Genomic DNA, 15091 nt, shown 5'->3' on the forward strand with positions numbered 1-15091 from the left:
CCCGCACCAATCAGCCCAAAACCCCCGGAAATCCTGTGCATTTCTTCAATTGGTTTAAAAAGTGTTACATGCAGCTTGATTCACTGCGGGTGATGCGCGAGCAAGATTGGCGTGATGGGCGATCGCATTCATATCACCGGCGCCTCGGGGGCAGGCGTGACCACGCTGGGGCGTGCCCTGGCGCAATCGCGCTCGTGCCCCTCCTTCGACACCGACGATTTCTACTGGCTGCCGACCGACCCGCCCTATGCCGAGAAGCGGCCCGTCACACGCCGTCTGCAGCTGATGCGCGAGCTGTTCGTCTCGCGCCCGCAATGGGTGCTCTCCGGCTCGCTCAATGGCTGGGGCGATCCGCTGATCCAGCATTTCGATGCGGTGATCTTCGTCACCCTCGACCCCGCCGAGCGCATGCGCCGGCTCGCCGCCCGCGAGGCGCGCCGCTATGGCGCCGCCGCGCTGGCCCCGGGCGGGCGCGAGCATGAGGGGCATCGCGCCTTCATGGCCTGGGCCGAGCGCTACGATGATGCCTGCTTCACCGGCCGCAACCGACAGCGGCACGAAGCCTGGCTCGCGGCGATGCCCTGCCCTGTGGTGCAGGTCGACAGCGCCCTGACGGTGCCCGAGATGATCGAGCAGATCGACGAGGCGCTGACCCCGCGCGAGCGCATCTGGGCTTGAGCGACCTTGCAGACGAGATCAGCGGCTGCCGCCTTTGCGCGGCGCGCTTCGCTGCCACCGCCACCCGTCATGCGCCGCGTCCCGTCGTCTGGTTCCGCCCCGGCGCCAAGGTGCTGATCGCGGGGCAGGCGCCCGGCAAGCGGGTGCATGCCTCGGGCCGGCCCTTCACCGACCCCTCGGGCGACCGGCTGCGCGACTGGCTGGGGATGAGCGAAGAGGTGTTCTACGACCTCTCCCGCGTCGCCGTGGTGCCGATGGCCTTCTGCTTTCCGGGCTACAACGCCAAGGGCGCCGACCTGCCGCCGCCGAAGATCTGCTCGGCCACCTGGCATGACAGGGTGATGGCGGAGTTGCCCGAGGTGCGGCTGAAGGTGCTGGTTGGCGCGGCGTCGATCAACTGGCACCTTGGCCCCGGCGGCCGGATGACCGAAAGAGTAGCGGCCTGGCGCGACAGCGCGCCCGAGGTGTTTCCGCTGCCGCACCCGTCGTGGCGGAACAATGCATGGCTGCGGAAGAACCCGTGGTTTGCCGAAGAGGTTCTGCCGGCGTTGAAGGCGCGGGTGAAGGAGGTGCTGGGATGACAGCGTTGGATGAGGCATTCGCGAAGATGGAGGCCGGCGGCGATGACGAGCGCCTGGCCTGGTACGGCGTGCTGGCCAACCAGCTGCTGCTCCTGCAGCTCGATGGCGAGCCCGATGGCGATGACATCACCCCGCGCATCGCCCGCGTCGAGGGCGCGCCCTATGTTCTGGCCTTCGACAGCGAAGAGAAGCTGGCCGATTTCGCCGATGGCGTCGCCTCGAGCGCCACGCTGCCGGGCCGGGTTCTGGTGGGCATGCTGGCCGGGCAGGGGCTGGGGCTGGCGGTGAACCTCGGCGCGGTCTCGGCGCAACTTCTGCCGCAGGAGGCGGTGAACTGGCTCTCGGCTACGCTCTCGGAAGAGGCGGTAGAGGGCGGCGTGCGCCCCGGCGTGCTGACCCCGCCGCAAACGCCGCCACCCGAAGGGCTGGTCGCGGCACTGGAGGCGAAGCTGGAGGGGCTCGCGGGTCTGGCGCAATCGGCCTGGCTTGCCGAGGCCGAGGCGGGACGGCTGGTGCTGGCCTTCCTGGCGACCACCCCGGGCGCCGAGCGGGCCCTGGCCGGCGCGATGCGCGAGGCGCTGGCCTTCTCCGGCGCCGAGGTCACGCTCGACGTGGCGTTCCTGTCGGGCCGCGACGGCCTGTCGGCAGCGGCGGAGGCGAATGGCATCCCCCTGCGCATGACGGAGCCGCCCGAGCCGGAGACCCCCGAGCCGGTGCTGCCGCCGGGCATGGACCCGAACAAGCCGCCGAAGCTGCGGTAGGGCGGGCGGCGCGTCGAAGGGTTCACTTTCGGCGCCTGCGGCCCCGCTTCTCACCTCGCGCGGAATCAAGGCCGCAGGCCGCCGCGCGAGCGCCTGCCCGTCCCCACGGGCTGGCGCTCTGGTGAAGGCAGCGCCTAGCTCGGGGCTAGGAAGGGTGTGGCGGGCATAAAGCGCGGTAGCGGTGAGGTTGAGGCGCCACCCCACGGGCCGGCGTGAGAGCTAGCCGCAATTGGCTGCTGTCTCTTGAAGGGAGACGTCGGGTGTAGGGAGTGCCGAGCAGTGAGACTGGGCCGGCGATCCCTGTCTTACGCCACCACCGTGAATGGCGCGTCGAGCCGTACCTCTTCGAGGTTCGCCCCTTCGCCGATCCGGTCCACCACAGCGAAGAGCCCTGGCGCCGACAGCGGCGTCAGCACGCCGTGCCAGGTGCCGCGCAGCAGATTGATGCCTTGCCCCGGCGCGGTGAGGAAGGCGCGCGGGGCTCCCGGCCCATCCCCCGCGTCCAGCGCCACGATCACCAGGAAGGGCGCCTCGTAGAGCGGCAGGAAGGCCTGGCTGCCCTCAGGGTGTCGCTCCAGCAGCCCGCATTCATAGGGCAGCGACCTCGGCTCGGCCCGGAAGATCGAAATCCCCGCCCGGCCGTCGCCGAAATCCATCCGTGCCCTGTCGTGCCAGCGCCCGCAGAGCCCCTCGTTGATGAGCTTGTCATGGGGCCCCGCCGCCTCCAGCACATCGCCGAAGGGGGCAAAGGCCTCTGCCGTCAGCGGCTCTGCCCGGACCTCGGTCACCGAAGCCTCAGGCCCGGATGGCGGTTGACGTCCTTGTAGAGGAGGTAGCGGAAGGGCTCCGTCCCCGCCGCGTAGCAGGCCTGCGGGCAGAAGGCGCGCAGCCACATGAAGTCGCCCTCTTCGACCTCCACCCAATCGCCGTTGAGCAGGTAGACGCCGCGCCCCTGCAGCACGTAGAGCCCGTGCTCCATCACGTGGGTCTCGGCGAAAGGGATCGTGGCGCCGGGGTGGAACGAGACCACGTTGACATGCATGTCGTGGCGCAGATCGGCCGGGTCGACGAAGCGCGTCGTCGACCAGCGGGCGCGGGTGTCGGGCATCTCCACCGCCGGCACGTCGTCGTCATGCGTCACGAAGGCCTCGGGCGTGCTCAGCCCCGGCGCCGGCTCATAGGCCTTGCGCACCCAGACGAAGCTGACCGGCGCGTCGGACACATTCGCCACCTGCCAGTCGGTGCCCGGCGGCAGATAGGCGTAGCCGCCAGAGATCATGTCGTGCACCTCGCCAGCGATCGTCAGCCGCAGATCGCCGGCCAGAACGAAGATCACCGCCTCGCCTTGCGGATCCGGTTCGGGGCTCTCAGAGCCACCCCCCGGCGCCACTTCCATGATGAGCTGCGCGAAGGTCTCGGCGAAGCCGGTCAGCGGGCGGGCGAGCACCCAGGCATGTGCCTTCTCCCATCCAGGCAGCAGGCTGACGGTGATATCCGTCAGCACGCCGCGGGGGATCACCGCGTAGGCCTCGGTGAAGATCGCGCGGTCCTTCGCGCGGCTCTTCTGGCCGGGTAGGCCGCCCGGCGGGGCGTAATACGAGCTCATGGCAACAGCGCCTTCAGCCGGTGCAGGGCGATCCGCTCGACCTGGGCACAGGCCTCGGCGATCTCGTCCGGCGTGTCGTTGCCGAGCCGCCGCTCGAAGGCGGCGAGGATGCCGGCCTTGTCGTGATCGCGCACCGCGATGATGAAGGGGATGCCGTGGCGGGCCACATAGGCCTCGTTCAGCTCGGTGAAGCGGGCCCGCTCCTCCTCCGTCAGCGCATCGAGCCCGGCGGAGGCCTGCTCGGCGGTGCTCTCTGCCGTCAGCGTCTTGGCCGCGGCGAGCTTGCCGGCGAGGTCGGGGTGGGCTTTCAGCACGTCCAGCCGCTCTTCGTCGCTGGCGGCGCGGAAGGCGCGGGCCAGCGCATTGGCCAGCCCGACGGCGCTGTCATGGGCGGGGCCAAGCTCCAGCTTGTGGGCGCGCTCGGCGACCCAGGGGGAATGCTCGTAGATGCTGCCGTAAAGCTCGACGAAGCGCTTCTTCTTCATCTGGCTCGGCCGTTCGCGGCGCTCGTGGGGATGGTTTTTTTCCCAGTAGTCCGCGATCTCGCCGCGGGTGAAGAACCAGCCGCCGCCCCGCGCCGCGACGTGATCGAGAAAGGCGATCAGCCCCGCGATCTTGCCCGGCCGTCCGATCAGCCGGTTGTGCAGGCCCACGCTCATCATCTTCGGGCTGCCGGCGGCGCCCTCGGCGCGCAGCGTCTCGAAGGTGTCGATCAGATATTCGCCGAACTGGCGGCCGGTGATGTAGCCCGGCGCCGTGGCGAAGCGCATGTCATTCGCTTCGAGCGTATAGGGGATGACGAGCTGGTCGCGCGGGCCTTCCTCGCGCCAATAGGGCAGGTCGTCGTCGTAAGTGTCGGAGATCCAGTTGAACTGGCCGGTCTCGCTGACGAGCCGCACGGTATTGGCCGAGCAGCGACCGGTGTACCAGCCGCGCGGCGGGCGGCCGACGACCTCTTTGTGCAGGCGGATCGCCTCTTCGATGGCGGCGCGCTCTTCGGCCTCGCCCATGTCCTTGTGCTCGACCCATTTCAGGCCGTGGCTGGCGATCTCCCAGCCGGCCTCCTTCATCGCCTCCACCTGCTCGGGCGCGCGGGCCAGGGCGGTGGCGACGCCGTAGATGGTGACCGGCAGGCCGCGCTGGGTGAACAGACGGTGCAGCCGCCAGAAGCCGGCACGGGCGCCGTAATCGTAGATGCTCTCAATGTTCCAGTGCCGCTGGCCCGGCCAGGGCTGGGCGCCCGCGATATCGCTGAGGAAGGCCTCCGAGGCCTTGTCGCCATGCAGAACGTTGTTCTCGCCGCCCTCTTCGAAATTAAGCACCAGGCTGATGGCGACGAGGGCGTCATTGGGCCAGCGAACGGCGGGCGGGGTCGGCCCATGGCCGGAGAGATCGCGCGGATAGCGGGGCGGCATCTGTTCATCCTTGGAGTTCGAAGCTTTCCTAGGGCGAAGGGGGGCGGGGTTTCAAGTGGAGGAGGGGTTTGGGGGACGGAAGGCGCCGGTAGCGGCACCGGTGGAGCAACCTCAACGAAAGGCCCCAGCCGGCCGTCAATCCAGGAACGGGATTGGCACGCCGAAGAACTGGGCCAGCAGCACGAAGTTCAGGCCCAGCACCAGGCAGGTGCCCAGCGTTGCCAGCACACGCAGCACCGGGCCGAGGCGAAACTGGCCCATCACATCGCGGCGGGACGAGAAGTAGAGCAGCGCCAGCATCGGCACCGGCAACCCGAAGGAGAGCACGACCTGCGACATCACCAGCGCGTCGGTCGCGTTCACCCCGGCGGCGATCACCGCGAAGGCCGGCACCATTGTGACAAGGCGGCGAAGCCAGATCGGCACGCGGAAATGCAGGAAGCCCTGCATGATCATCTGCCCGGCCATCGTGCCGACCACCGAGCTTGAGATGCCGGAAGCGATCAGCGAGGTCAGGAAGATCCCCGCCGCCGCGGCGCCCAGCAGCGGTGTGAGCGTGTGATAAGCCGTCTCGATCTCGGCGACATCGGCATGGCCCTGGTGAAAGGCGCTGGCCGCCATCATCACCATCGCCAGGTTGACCATGCCGGCCACGGCCAGCGCCAGCACCACCTCGACATTGGAAAAGCCCAGCAGCTTGCGCCGGTCTGCATCGCTCCGCGCCACGGCGCGGGACTGGGTGAGACCGGAATGCAGGTAGATGGCATGCGGCATGACGGTGGCCCCGATGATGCCGACGGCGATGGTCAGCGCGGCGCTGTCGGGCAGGGCGGGCGTCACCATGCCGAGGCCCGCGGCGGCCCAGTCGACCGGGGCGATCAGCACCTCGGCGAGGTAGCAAAGCCCGATCACGCCGACCATCGCGCCGATGATCAGCTCCATCGGGCGAAAGCCGCGGCGCTCGAACAGCAGGATGCCGTAGGTCACGAGGGCTGTGATCACCATGCCCACGAGCAGCGGCAGGCCGAACAGCAGCGACAGGCCGATGGCGCCGCCAAGGAACTCTGCCAGATCGGTCGCCATGGCGGCGACCTCGGAGATCGCCCACATCACCCAGATCAGAGGGCGGGGCAGGTGGTCGCGCGAGATTTCGGCCAGGTTGCGGCCGGTGACGATGCCAAGTCGCGCCGACAGGGCCTGGAACAGCATGGCAATGAGGTTCGCCAGCACCACGACCCAGAGCAGCCGGTAGCCATAGCCCGCGCCGGCTTGGATGTTCGTCGCGTAATTGCCCGGGTCCATATAGGCGATCGAGGCGATGATCGCGGGTCCGGCAAACAGCAGACGGCTGCGCCAGCCGCGAGCGTCGCCGCTCAGGACAGCGGAGATTCGCGATTGGGTGCGCTCGGTCAGGCTCTGCATGGCGTGGGTCTCGCGGTGATGGTGCGGAGTATAGCCGTGGCTATAATGTACACAGTTGGCAAACGATCATTGCCGCAACTTGTTCCATGGCCGGTTTGCGCGTAGATCTTGGCCATCGCTTTACGTGAGATCCGGCGAGAAGGACCGCGCGCATGCCCGATACGTTTCTCGACAAGGAGACGCCGGCCAACAGCTTTGCCCGCGCCCGCGAGGCTCAGGCGGCGGCGCTGCTGGAGGATTACGTCGAGCTGATCGGCGACCTCAGCGCTGAGCTGGGCGAGGCCCGCGTGGCCGATATCGCGGCGCGCATGGACGTCTCGCAGCCCACGGCGACCAAGTCGATCGCCCGGCTCAAGCGCGAGGGGCTGGCGACCTCACGCCCCTACCGCGGCGTGTTCCTGACAGAGAAGGGCGCGCGGCTCGCCGACCGGGTGCGCGACCGCCACCGCACCGTGGTCGCCTTCCTCCTCAAGATCGGCGTGCCGGAAGACATCGCCGAACTCGATGCGGAAGGGATTGAGCACCACGTCTCGCAGGTGACGCTCTCTGCCATCGAGGCCGTGCTGAACGCAGAGGACGGCGCTTAGCCTCCGGGGCGCGCCTCACCCGCCTGCCGATACCTCAACAGCAACATGCTCCATCCCGGTCGTCTCACGCACGCGGCTCTTCACGGCGCGGCGCACCTCTTCCGCCTGAGCGCCGGGCGCGAGGTCGATCTCCAGCGTGGCCATGGGGCGCTCCTGCGTGATCGACCAGGCGTGAACGTGGTGGGCGCGGGCCACGCCGGGCAGGGTGGCTTCCAGATCGGCCGCGACAGCGCGGGGGTCGAAGCCTGCAGGCGCGCCTTCGAGCAGGATATGCCCGCTCTCGCGCACCACCGACCAGGCCGAGCGCAGGATGAGCAGGCCCACCAGCAACGACAGGATCGGGTCGATGGGCGTCCAGCCCGTCCAGATGATGATGAGCGAGGCCGCAATCGCCGCGACCGAGCCCAGCAGGTCGCCCATAACATGCAGCGCGGCGGCGCGAACATTGAGGTTGTCGCCCTCGGCCCGGCTGAGCACCCAGAAGGCCACGACGTTCACCGCCAGCCCGCCCACGGCGACCCACAGCATCAGCCCGCCGAGTACCTCGTGCGGATCGCGCAGGCGCTGCACGGCCTCGAAGAGGATCCAGACCGTGATGGCGAACAGCGTCAGCCCGTTCACGAAGGCGGCGAGCACCGAGAAGCGGTCGAAGCCGTAGGTGCGCTTCCAGTCTGCCGGGCGCCGGGCCAGCCGGAAGGCCAACCATGCCAGCAGGAGCGAGGCGAAGTCGGTCAGCATGTGGCCCGCGTCGGCCAGCAGCGCCAGCGAGCCAGAGATGAGCCCGCCGATGACCTCGGCCCCCATGAAGCTGCTGGTCAGCGCGGCGGCGATGAGGATGGCGCGTTCCTTGGATCGGCGCGCTTCGGGCGAGTCGCTGGCCGAGAGGGTCGGGCCGTGCGAATGGCCTGCGTGGTCGTGGCCATGCGCGTGGTTGCGGTCGTGTTCCGCACCCATCAGCTTGCCTCCCCTTGAAGAGCCACCTCTGCCAGGGGCAGGGCGTTGCAGGCAGAGCCAAAGCGCCTGAGCCGCGAGTGCTCGGCCCGGCCCAGTCTCGCGACCGGTTTGCGGATCGCGGAAGCGGAGTAGCCCGGCGTTTCGGTGCGGCGGAGGGGGCGGTCGGTCATGGCGGAGCTCTTGATTCGTTTCGTCCGCACCCGACATACGATCTACAGCTACTGTAGCTTCAAGGGGTATTCGCGATGCAGGGCTATACCATCGGCGCGCTGTCGAAGCGCACGGGCGTGAAGGTGACGACGATCCGCTACTACGAGGGCCGCGGTCTCCTCCCCGATCCCGGCCGCACGGGCGGGGGGCAGCGCCGCTACGGCGATGCCGAGCTCGACCGGCTGTCATTCATCGCCCATGCCCGGCAGCTCGGCTTCGACCTCGATGCCATCGCTGAGCTGATCGAGCTGCAGGAGACGCCGCAGACAGCCCATGGCGACGCGCACCGCATCGCGAAGGATCGGATCACCGACATCCGCGATCGGATCGAGCGGCTGCAGCGGTTGGAGATGGAGCTGGTGCGTGTCGTGAACGCCTGCGACGGCCGCTCCGATGGGCAACCCTGCCGGGTACTGCACGCCCTGGCCGACCATCAGGCATGTGAGGGCGAGCACTGAGGGCCCGCGCCCCAGTCAGCGAAGCAACAAAATCCTCCGGCCCGCCTTGCAGAGCCCCCCGCCCCTCCGCGATGGTAGGGCCCAGACACGGAGGGCTCGATGGCCGGATTTCTGACGACGCATGTGCTGGATACGGCGCTCGGCCGCCCGGCCGAGGGTGTGGCGATCACGCTCTGGCGGCTGGATGGCGGGCGCGCCAAGGTGGCCGAGACGGTCACCAATGCCGATGGCCGGACGGATCAGCCCATCCTGCCCGAGGCCGCCTTCGCCCCCGGCGAGTACGAGCTGGTCTTCGCCGCGGGCGCCTATCTGCGCGGCACGGGGCAGGAGCTGCCCGAGCCTTTGTTCCTCGACGAGATCCCCATCCGCTTCGGCATGGCAGAGGCGGATCACTACCACGTCCCGCTTCTGCTCTCGCCCTTCGGCTATTCCACCTACCGCGGCTCCTGACCGGCGCCGATACGGCCCCGCCGCGCCGAGACGTCGCTCTGAATGTCGCTGAGGCGGATCTCGGCGAAGCGGGCCAGCAGCGCCTCGCGGGCGCTGGCGAGCGTGGCGTCCATCGTGGCGTTGACGCTGCGCTCGACCAGGCAATCGGGCGCGGGGTTGGAGAGGCCGAAGGCGAAGAGATCGGGCGCACCAAGGCTGCGGTAGATATCCGCCAGCGTGATCTCTTCCGCCGGGCGTACCAGCCGCCAGCCGCCGCCATGGCCGCGCTCGGCGGCGACATACCCCTCATCGCGCAGCCCCGCCATGATGCGGCGCACGACGACGGCATTCGAGCCGAGCATCGCCGCGATGTGCTGCGAAGTGAGGGGTTCGTCGGTCTCCGCCATGTGCAGCAACACGTGGAGAAGGCGGGAGAGGCGGGTGTCGTGTCGCATCGGGGCCTTTCGGGGCAGCTCTGGTGACTTTGTAAGTTACATGGATTGACGCGGCACTCCTATCAAGATACTTCGTATGTTACTTGATTCAGGAGCCCGCCATGACCGATCTGCCCGCCGCCGACCCCCGCGCCCATTGGGAGGAGTTCTACCAGACCCAACGCACCACCACGTCGGGCCGCCCGAGCGGCGCCCTTTTGCGCTTCGCCGCCGATCTGGCGCCGGGCCGCGCGCTCGACCTCGGCGCGTCGCATGGTGACGACGTGCTCTGGCTCGCCGCCCGGGGCTGGCAGGCGCTCGGCGTGGATATCTCGCAGACTGCGGTCTCCCGGGCCCGGTTGCGGGCCGAGGAGGCCGGGCTGTCCCAGAAAGCCACCTTCGAAGTGCGCGATCTGGCGGAGGGTCTGCCGGAGGGGCCGTTCGATCTGGTCACGGCGCTCTACCTGCAAAGCCCGGTGGAGCTGCCGCGGGCCGGCATCCTGCGTGCTGCGGCGGCCGCCGTGGCACCGGGCGGGCATCTGCTGGTTGTCTCCCATGCCGCGCCGCCGCCCTGGGCGCCGCCCGGGCACCGGCACCATGACTTTCCCACGGTTGAAAGCGAGCTCGCCGATCTGGGCGCGCCGCTGCCCGGTTGGGAGACGCGCCTCGCCGAGCTGGTGGAACGGCCGGGCAAGGGCCCGAATGGCGAGACGGCGCCGCTGCTCGACAGCGTCATCTTCCTGCAGCGCGCGTGCTGAGCCCCCAGCGGCCCGGTCGCCCGCCGGGCGGGCAGCCGGGGGCCGCGGGCGGCATAGGAGGCACAGCGGCGCCGATCCTCCCTTGACGCCAGCCGCCCCGGAGGGCCCCCTAGGCCAAAACGGGGGCTTTGCATGTACGATTGGGTTCTGATCCTGGAATGGCTGAAATTCGCTGTGCGATGGGTGCATGTCATCACCGCCATCGCCTGGATCGGCTCGTCCTTCTACTTCATCGCCCTCGACCTTGGCCTGCACCGCGACCGCAAGCTGGAAACCGGCGCCGATGGAGAGGAATGGCAGGTGCATGGCGGGGGGTTCTACCACATCCAGAAGTACCTGGTGGCGCCGGCGCAGATGCCGGGCGACCTCGTCTGGTTCAAATGGGAGAGCTATTCGACCTGGCTCTCCGGCTTCGCGATGCTCTTTCTCGTCTATTACCTCGGCGGGCGGCTCTACCTGATCGACCCCGAGGTGCTGGATATCCCCGTCTGGGTCGGCGCGCTGATCTCGATGGCGTCGCTGGCCTTCGGATGGCTGGTCTACGACCAGATCTGCAAGCGGCTGGTGAATGCCAACCAGACGGCGGTGATGGTGCTGCTCTTCGCGGTGCTGGTGGGCATGGCGCTGTTCTACACCAACGTTTTCTCGGGGCGGGCAGCGCTCCTGCACCTCGGCGCCTTCACGGCGACGATCATGAGCGGCAACGTGTTCTTCACCATCATCCCCAATCAGAAGGTGGTGACGAAGGACCTCATCGAGGGCCGCAAGCCCGACCCGAAATACGGCAAGATCGCCAAGCAGCGCAGCACGCACAACAACTACCTGACACTGCCGGTCATCTTCCTGATGCTGTCGAACCACTACCCGATGGCCTTCGCCAGCGAGTGGAACTGGCTGATCGCGGCGCTGGTCTTCCTGATGGGCGTGACGATCCGGCATTTCTTCAACTCGATGCATGCGCGGAAGGGTCACCCCCATTGGACATGGGGTGTCACGGCGCTGCTGTTCGTGCTGATCATCTGGCTCTCGTCGCCCCGCGCCTACGAATGGAGCGAGGAGGAGGCCGCCATCCCGGCCTGGGCCGAGCGCTACGCCGCCGCCGCGGGCTTCGACGAGGTGCACCAGATCGTCGCCGGGCGCTGCTCGATGTGCCACGCGGCCGAGCCGGCGTTCGGCACCCTGCAATGGCCGCCGAAGGGCGTGATGCTGGAAAGCCGGGCCGATGTCGCGATGCATGCCCGCGAGATCTACCTGCAGGCGGGGATCACCCACGCGATGCCGCCCGCCAACCTGTCGTATATCGAGCCGGAGGAGCGCGCCGCCATCGTGCGCTGGTTCCGCGCGGCGGAGGGGGTTGAGGTGGCGGACGCGGGGTAGGGGCTTGAAGCGTTCTGCGCGTCTGAGGCTGACGAGACCTTTACAGTAAGCGCTCCCCTCGCACGCCAGCCCGTTGGGACAGGCCGGCGCTCGCGCGGCGGCCTGACGGCTCTGATTGCGCGCGTAGTGTGGAGCGGTGAGGTTAAGGGCAAGGAGAGGGTCAGCGCCCCGGGCGGTTTCCTCCAGCCTCTGCCCGAGCGCTCACTGCCTTAGAGCACCACCCGGTGCTCCGCCTGGCCCTTTACGCCGACCTCCAGCGCGAAGGTCCGCCCGTGGTCCGGCCCTGCCGCCAGCTCATCCTGGCTCAGGCCAGCCGAGGCGGACGTCACATAGAGCGTCGACAGATCCGGCCCGCCGAAGGCCGGGCAGGTCGTCTGGCTGGCGGGCAGGGGGTGTTCGGCGATCTCTCGCCCCTCCGTGTCATGCACGGCCACGCGGGCCGAGCCCCACTGCGCCGTCCAGAAGGTGCCGTCAGCGGCCACAACGGCGCCGTCGGCGACATGCGGGCTGTCGCGGTAGTCGATGAAGATCTCCCGCTCGCCCTCCGGCCAGCCGTCCTCATCCAGCGCCACGCGCCAGACCAGCCGGCTGTGCGTGTCGCCGAAATAGGCCGTCCGCCCGTCGGGGGCGAAGCAGGTGGCGTTGGGAATGGTAATGCCGGGATAGATCTGTCGCAGTTCGCCCCGGTAAAAGCGGTAGATCGCCCCCGCCCCCTCTTCGGCGCCGAGCCCCATCGTGCCGATCCAGAAGCCGCCCTGCGGATCGGCCCGCCCGTCGTTGCTGCGGGTGCCGGAATTGTCCGCCTCCAGCGGGCAGACCTCCTCGCTCTCACCCGTCTCCAGCGAGAAGCGGATGAGGGCGCGCGAGGTTGCGATCAGCAGTGTCTCGTCATCCACCCAGCCGGCGGCGGAGACGAAATCGTCGAAATCCCACGAGCGTGTGGCGGAATGCAGCCGTCGGGCGAGGATGTCGAACCAGAAGAGCTCGCCCCGGCCGGGATGCCAGAGCGGCCCCTCGCCAAGCAGGCAATTGGTGGAATTGAAGATCATGCGAACACCTCGTCATAGGCGGCGGCAATCGCCCGCGCGCGGGTGGAGACCTCGCCTGCCGCGAGGCCGGGGGTGTAAAGCGCTGTGCCGATGCCGAAGCCACTGGCCCCCGCCTTGCGCCAGGCAGCGAAGGTCTCCGGACTGGCGCCGCCCACGGCATAGACGGGCAGGTCGGCGGGCAACACGGCCCGCATGGCCTTCAGCCCCGCCGGCCCCGCCAGCTCGGCGGGAAAGAGCTTCAGCCCCGTCGCCCCGGCATTGAGCGCCGCGAAGGCCTCGGTCGGCGTGAAGATGCCGGGCCAGGAGGAGAGGCCAAGCGCCCGGCTGGCGGCGATCACCGCCGGGTCGCAATTCGGCGAGACGATCAGCCTGCCGCCGGCGTCGGCGACCTGGGACACATCCTCCGTCGTCAGCACCGTGCCGGCGCCGATTTCGGCCTCGCGCCCGAAGGCGCGGGCAAGGGTGGCAATGGAGGCCAGCGGATCGGGTGAATTCAGCGGCACCTCGATGCGGGTGATGCCGGCTTCGATGAGCGCTGCGCCGATGGGTTCGGCTTCTGTGGGCGTGAGGCCGCGCAGGATGGCGATGATCTCTCTCATGCTTGGGCCTCAGCGCGGGTGGCGGATGTGGAGGGGGGCCGTCTGCCCCCCGCTGCCTGTGGCAGCCCCCCCGAGGATTTTTCGAGAAAAGCGAGGGAAGTAGAGGCGCGGGTTGTCGAGGGAGCGATCGGGCTCATGTGCGGCCCTCCATTTGGCGCTTGGCGGCGATGAGGCCGGCGAGGACCATGGCCTCGCCATTGGCCTGGGCGGCAGGTACGGCCTGGGCTTCCAGGGCGCGGGCATAGAGGCGGGTAAGGGCGCCCTCGCCGATCACCGCGACCTCGCGGCCCAGCCACCAGGGCTTGGCGGCGGCCAGCTCCGCCCCGATGAGCAGGCCAGACAGGCGGGCGCGCGCGGTGGCGGGGGAGAGGCCGGTGAGCAGGCCCTCGGCGCGAATCGAGAAGAGCCGCGCCGCCATCTGCTCGGGGCGGGACAGGCTGTCGGAGAGGGCCTCGTCGAAGGCGCCCTCGTCGAAGCCGTCTTCGCCAAGGGAGTGGCGCAGCACCGTGTGCCCGGCGAGAGCGGCGAACATCTCGCCCGTCATGAAGGTGCGGAAGCTGACGATCTCGCCGGCGCTGGCCTCGGCCCATTTGGCATGGCTGCCGGGCAGGCACATGACGCCGCCCCAGCCGGGATTGGCGGCGAGCCAGCCGGCCATCGCCGTCTCCTCGCCGCGCATCACGTCGGCGGGCTTGGCCTGGCTGAGGCCCGGCACGATGCGCACCGTCAGCCCCTCTGCCGGCGCGGCAATGAGGCCCGGGCCGAGCGGGGCGCAGGGCAGGGGGCGATAGGGCGCCTCAACCCAGCCCTGCCGGGCGCCGACCATGCCGCAGGCTACCACGGTTGTGGCCTCCCAGCCCTCGGCCAGGCGGCGGAGTGCCGGCTCGAAGCCGTCGGGCACGAGGCGGCCCATCCCGTCATCCGAGGCGCGCGCCTCCAGCACCTCGTCGGCGGCGGAGAGGTGCCACAGGCGCAGGCGCGACGTGCCCCAATCGGCGGCGATCCAGCTCATGCGTGGATCACGAAGCCGCCGTCGACCACCAGCACCTGGGCGGAGATCATGGCGCTCGCCTCCGAGGCGAGGAACAGCGTCGGGCCGACGAGGTCTGCGGGCTGGATGGCGCGCTTCAGGGCCTGGCGGTCGACGTGCCGCTCGATGCCCTCTTGCGTCAGCCAGAGCTCCTTCTGCCGGTCGGTCACCACCAGGCCCGGGGCGATGGCGTTGACGCGAATGCCCTCGGCCCCCCAGGCGCGGGCGAGCGAGCGGGTCATCCCCGCCACCCCGGCCTTGGCGGCGGTGTAGGGGGCGATGTCGGGCGCGCCCATGGCATGGGCGATCGATGAATAGTTCACGATGCGCCCGCCGCCATTCTCGCGCATCTGCCGGGCGGCCTCCTGCGCCGCGAAGAACTGCGCCTTGAGGTTGATGGCGAGCGACCAGTCCCAGAAGGCCTCGTCGATCTCGTCCGGCTTGGCGCGCTGGTCGTTGGCAGCGTTGTTCACCAACACATCGAGGGGGCCATGCGCCTCCTTCGCGCGCGACAGGGCGGCGGTCAGCGCCTCCCGGTCGGTCACGTCGGCCTCGAGGAACAGCGGATGCGAGCCGGTCTCCTCGCCCATGCGGTCGGCGAAGGCGGCGCTCTCCTGGATGTCGCAGAAGGCGACGCGGGCGCCCTGCCGGAGGAAGCCCTCGACCAGGTGCGCGCCGATGCCGCTGCCGCCGCCGGTGATGAAGACGGACGCGCCCGAGAGGTCGGTATATTTGGCCTGCAT

Annotated in this window: 18 protein-coding genes; 8 read left to right on the plus strand and 10 right to left on the minus strand. The window is 69.3% G+C overall.

Translation table 11 applies throughout. From position 1 onward, the window contains the following. Positions 1 to 114: 114 nt before the first annotated feature. Genes ACXN5S_RS16955 through ACXN5S_RS16965 form a run of 3 tightly spaced genes read left to right on the plus strand, consistent with a single transcriptional unit; the run spans position 115 to position 2020 of the window. Positions 115 to 678 (plus strand): AAA family ATPase, encoded by a 564-nt coding sequence (locus ACXN5S_RS16955; protein ID WP_458606656.1) that lies wholly within the window; start codon positions 115 to 117, stop codon positions 676 to 678. Then, positions 675 to 1259, plus strand: a complete 585-nt coding sequence (locus tag ACXN5S_RS16960; RefSeq protein WP_458606657.1) for a uracil-DNA glycosylase family protein — start codon at positions 675 to 677, stop codon at positions 1257 to 1259. Before ACXN5S_RS16955 ends, ACXN5S_RS16960 begins: the two co-directional genes overlap by 4 nt. Continuing rightward, entirely contained in the window at positions 1256 to 2020 is a 765-nt protein-coding gene (locus tag ACXN5S_RS16965; protein WP_458606658.1) for an SseB family protein, read from the plus strand. Before ACXN5S_RS16960 ends, ACXN5S_RS16965 begins: the two co-directional genes overlap by 4 nt. A 305-nt stretch (positions 2021 to 2325) precedes the next feature. Here the strand turns inward: ACXN5S_RS16965 and ACXN5S_RS16970 are convergent, their stop codons facing one another. The 4 genes from ACXN5S_RS16970 to ACXN5S_RS16985 all read right to left on the minus strand — a co-directional run bounded on the left by ACXN5S_RS16970 (position 2326) and on the right by ACXN5S_RS16985 (position 6463). Then, the gene (locus ACXN5S_RS16970; protein WP_458606659.1) at positions 2326 to 2808 is read right to left on the minus strand and encodes an ureidoglycolate lyase; all 483 of its coding nucleotides are present in this window, start codon (positions 2806 to 2808) and stop codon (positions 2326 to 2328) included. After that, positions 2805 to 3626 carry a bifunctional allantoicase/(S)-ureidoglycine aminohydrolase gene (locus ACXN5S_RS16975; RefSeq protein ID WP_458606660.1) on the minus strand — a complete coding sequence of 274 codons (822 nt, stop codon included), beginning with the start codon at positions 3624 to 3626 and terminating at the stop codon, positions 2805 to 2807. Before ACXN5S_RS16975 ends, ACXN5S_RS16970 begins: the two co-directional genes overlap by 4 nt. Then, positions 3623 to 5041, minus strand: coding sequence for an allantoinase PuuE (gene puuE, locus ACXN5S_RS16980; protein WP_458606661.1), 1419 nt, complete (start codon positions 5039 to 5041; stop codon positions 3623 to 3625). Before puuE ends, ACXN5S_RS16975 begins: the two co-directional genes overlap by 4 nt. A 135-nt stretch (positions 5042 to 5176) precedes the next feature. Then, positions 5177 to 6463, minus strand: a complete 1287-nt coding sequence (locus ACXN5S_RS16985) for an Nramp family divalent metal transporter (RefSeq protein WP_458606662.1) — start codon at positions 6461 to 6463, stop codon at positions 5177 to 5179. Positions 6464 to 6615: 152 nt separating this feature from the next. Between ACXN5S_RS16985 and mntR the strand changes: the two genes are divergently transcribed. Then, positions 6616 to 7050, plus strand: coding sequence for a manganese-binding transcriptional regulator MntR (gene mntR / locus ACXN5S_RS16990; RefSeq protein WP_458606663.1), 435 nt, complete (start codon positions 6616 to 6618; stop codon positions 7048 to 7050). Positions 7051 to 7065: 15 nt separating this feature from the next. On the opposite strand, the gene ACXN5S_RS16995 is transcribed toward mntR, so the two are convergent. After that, positions 7066 to 8004, minus strand: a complete 939-nt coding sequence (locus ACXN5S_RS16995; RefSeq protein WP_458606664.1) for a cation diffusion facilitator family transporter — start codon at positions 8002 to 8004, stop codon at positions 7066 to 7068. A gap of 245 nt (positions 8005 to 8249) precedes the next feature. Between ACXN5S_RS16995 and ACXN5S_RS17000 the strand changes: the two genes are divergently transcribed. Beyond that, the gene (locus tag ACXN5S_RS17000; RefSeq protein ID WP_458606665.1) at positions 8250 to 8672 is read left to right on the plus strand and encodes a MerR family transcriptional regulator; all 423 of its coding nucleotides are present in this window, start codon (positions 8250 to 8252) and stop codon (positions 8670 to 8672) included. Positions 8673 to 8771: 99 nt separating this feature from the next. Then, positions 8772 to 9122, plus strand: coding sequence for a hydroxyisourate hydrolase (gene uraH, locus ACXN5S_RS17005; protein ID WP_458606666.1), 351 nt, complete (start codon positions 8772 to 8774; stop codon positions 9120 to 9122). On the opposite strand, the gene ACXN5S_RS17010 is transcribed toward uraH, so the two are convergent. After that, positions 9107 to 9556 (minus strand): Rrf2 family transcriptional regulator, encoded by a 450-nt coding sequence (locus ACXN5S_RS17010; RefSeq protein WP_458606667.1) that lies wholly within the window; start codon positions 9554 to 9556, stop codon positions 9107 to 9109. The two genes, uraH and ACXN5S_RS17010, sit on opposite strands and share 16 nt — an antisense overlap. 101 nt (positions 9557 to 9657) lie before the next feature. On the opposite strand from ACXN5S_RS17010, the gene ACXN5S_RS17015 reads away from it, so the two are divergent. Together ACXN5S_RS17015 and ACXN5S_RS17020 are read left to right on the plus strand one after the other, a co-directional pair. After that, positions 9658 to 10293 (plus strand): class I SAM-dependent methyltransferase, encoded by a 636-nt coding sequence (locus ACXN5S_RS17015; RefSeq protein ID WP_458606668.1) that lies wholly within the window; start codon positions 9658 to 9660, stop codon positions 10291 to 10293. A gap of 132 nt (positions 10294 to 10425) precedes the next feature. Continuing rightward, a complete protein-coding gene (locus ACXN5S_RS17020) occupies positions 10426 to 11670 on the plus strand; it encodes a urate hydroxylase PuuD (protein ID WP_458606669.1) in 1245 nt (414 codons plus the stop codon). 209 nt (positions 11671 to 11879) lie between these two features. Here ACXN5S_RS17020 and ACXN5S_RS17025 read toward each other — a convergent pair whose 3' ends face one another. The 4 genes from ACXN5S_RS17025 to ACXN5S_RS17040 all read right to left on the minus strand — a co-directional run bounded on the left by ACXN5S_RS17025 (position 11880) and on the right by ACXN5S_RS17040 (position 15091). After that, complete coding sequence (locus ACXN5S_RS17025; RefSeq protein ID WP_458606670.1) at positions 11880 to 12719, minus strand: SMP-30/gluconolactonase/LRE family protein; 840 nt, start codon at positions 12717 to 12719, stop codon at positions 11880 to 11882. Further along, a complete protein-coding gene (locus tag ACXN5S_RS17030) occupies positions 12716 to 13318 on the minus strand; it encodes a 2-dehydro-3-deoxy-6-phosphogalactonate aldolase (RefSeq protein WP_458606671.1) in 603 nt (200 codons plus the stop codon). Before ACXN5S_RS17030 ends, ACXN5S_RS17025 begins: the two co-directional genes overlap by 4 nt. Positions 13319 to 13451: 133 nt before the next feature. Beyond that, the gene (locus tag ACXN5S_RS17035) at positions 13452 to 14330 is read right to left on the minus strand and encodes a 2-dehydro-3-deoxygalactonokinase (protein ID WP_458606672.1); all 879 of its coding nucleotides are present in this window, start codon (positions 14328 to 14330) and stop codon (positions 13452 to 13454) included. Continuing rightward, positions 14327 to 15091 carry an SDR family NAD(P)-dependent oxidoreductase gene (locus tag ACXN5S_RS17040; RefSeq protein ID WP_458606673.1) on the minus strand — a complete coding sequence of 255 codons (765 nt, stop codon included), beginning with the start codon at positions 15089 to 15091 and terminating at the stop codon, positions 14327 to 14329. Before ACXN5S_RS17040 ends, ACXN5S_RS17035 begins: the two co-directional genes overlap by 4 nt.

Source organism: Pseudoroseicyclus sp. H15 (assembly GCF_054353345.1).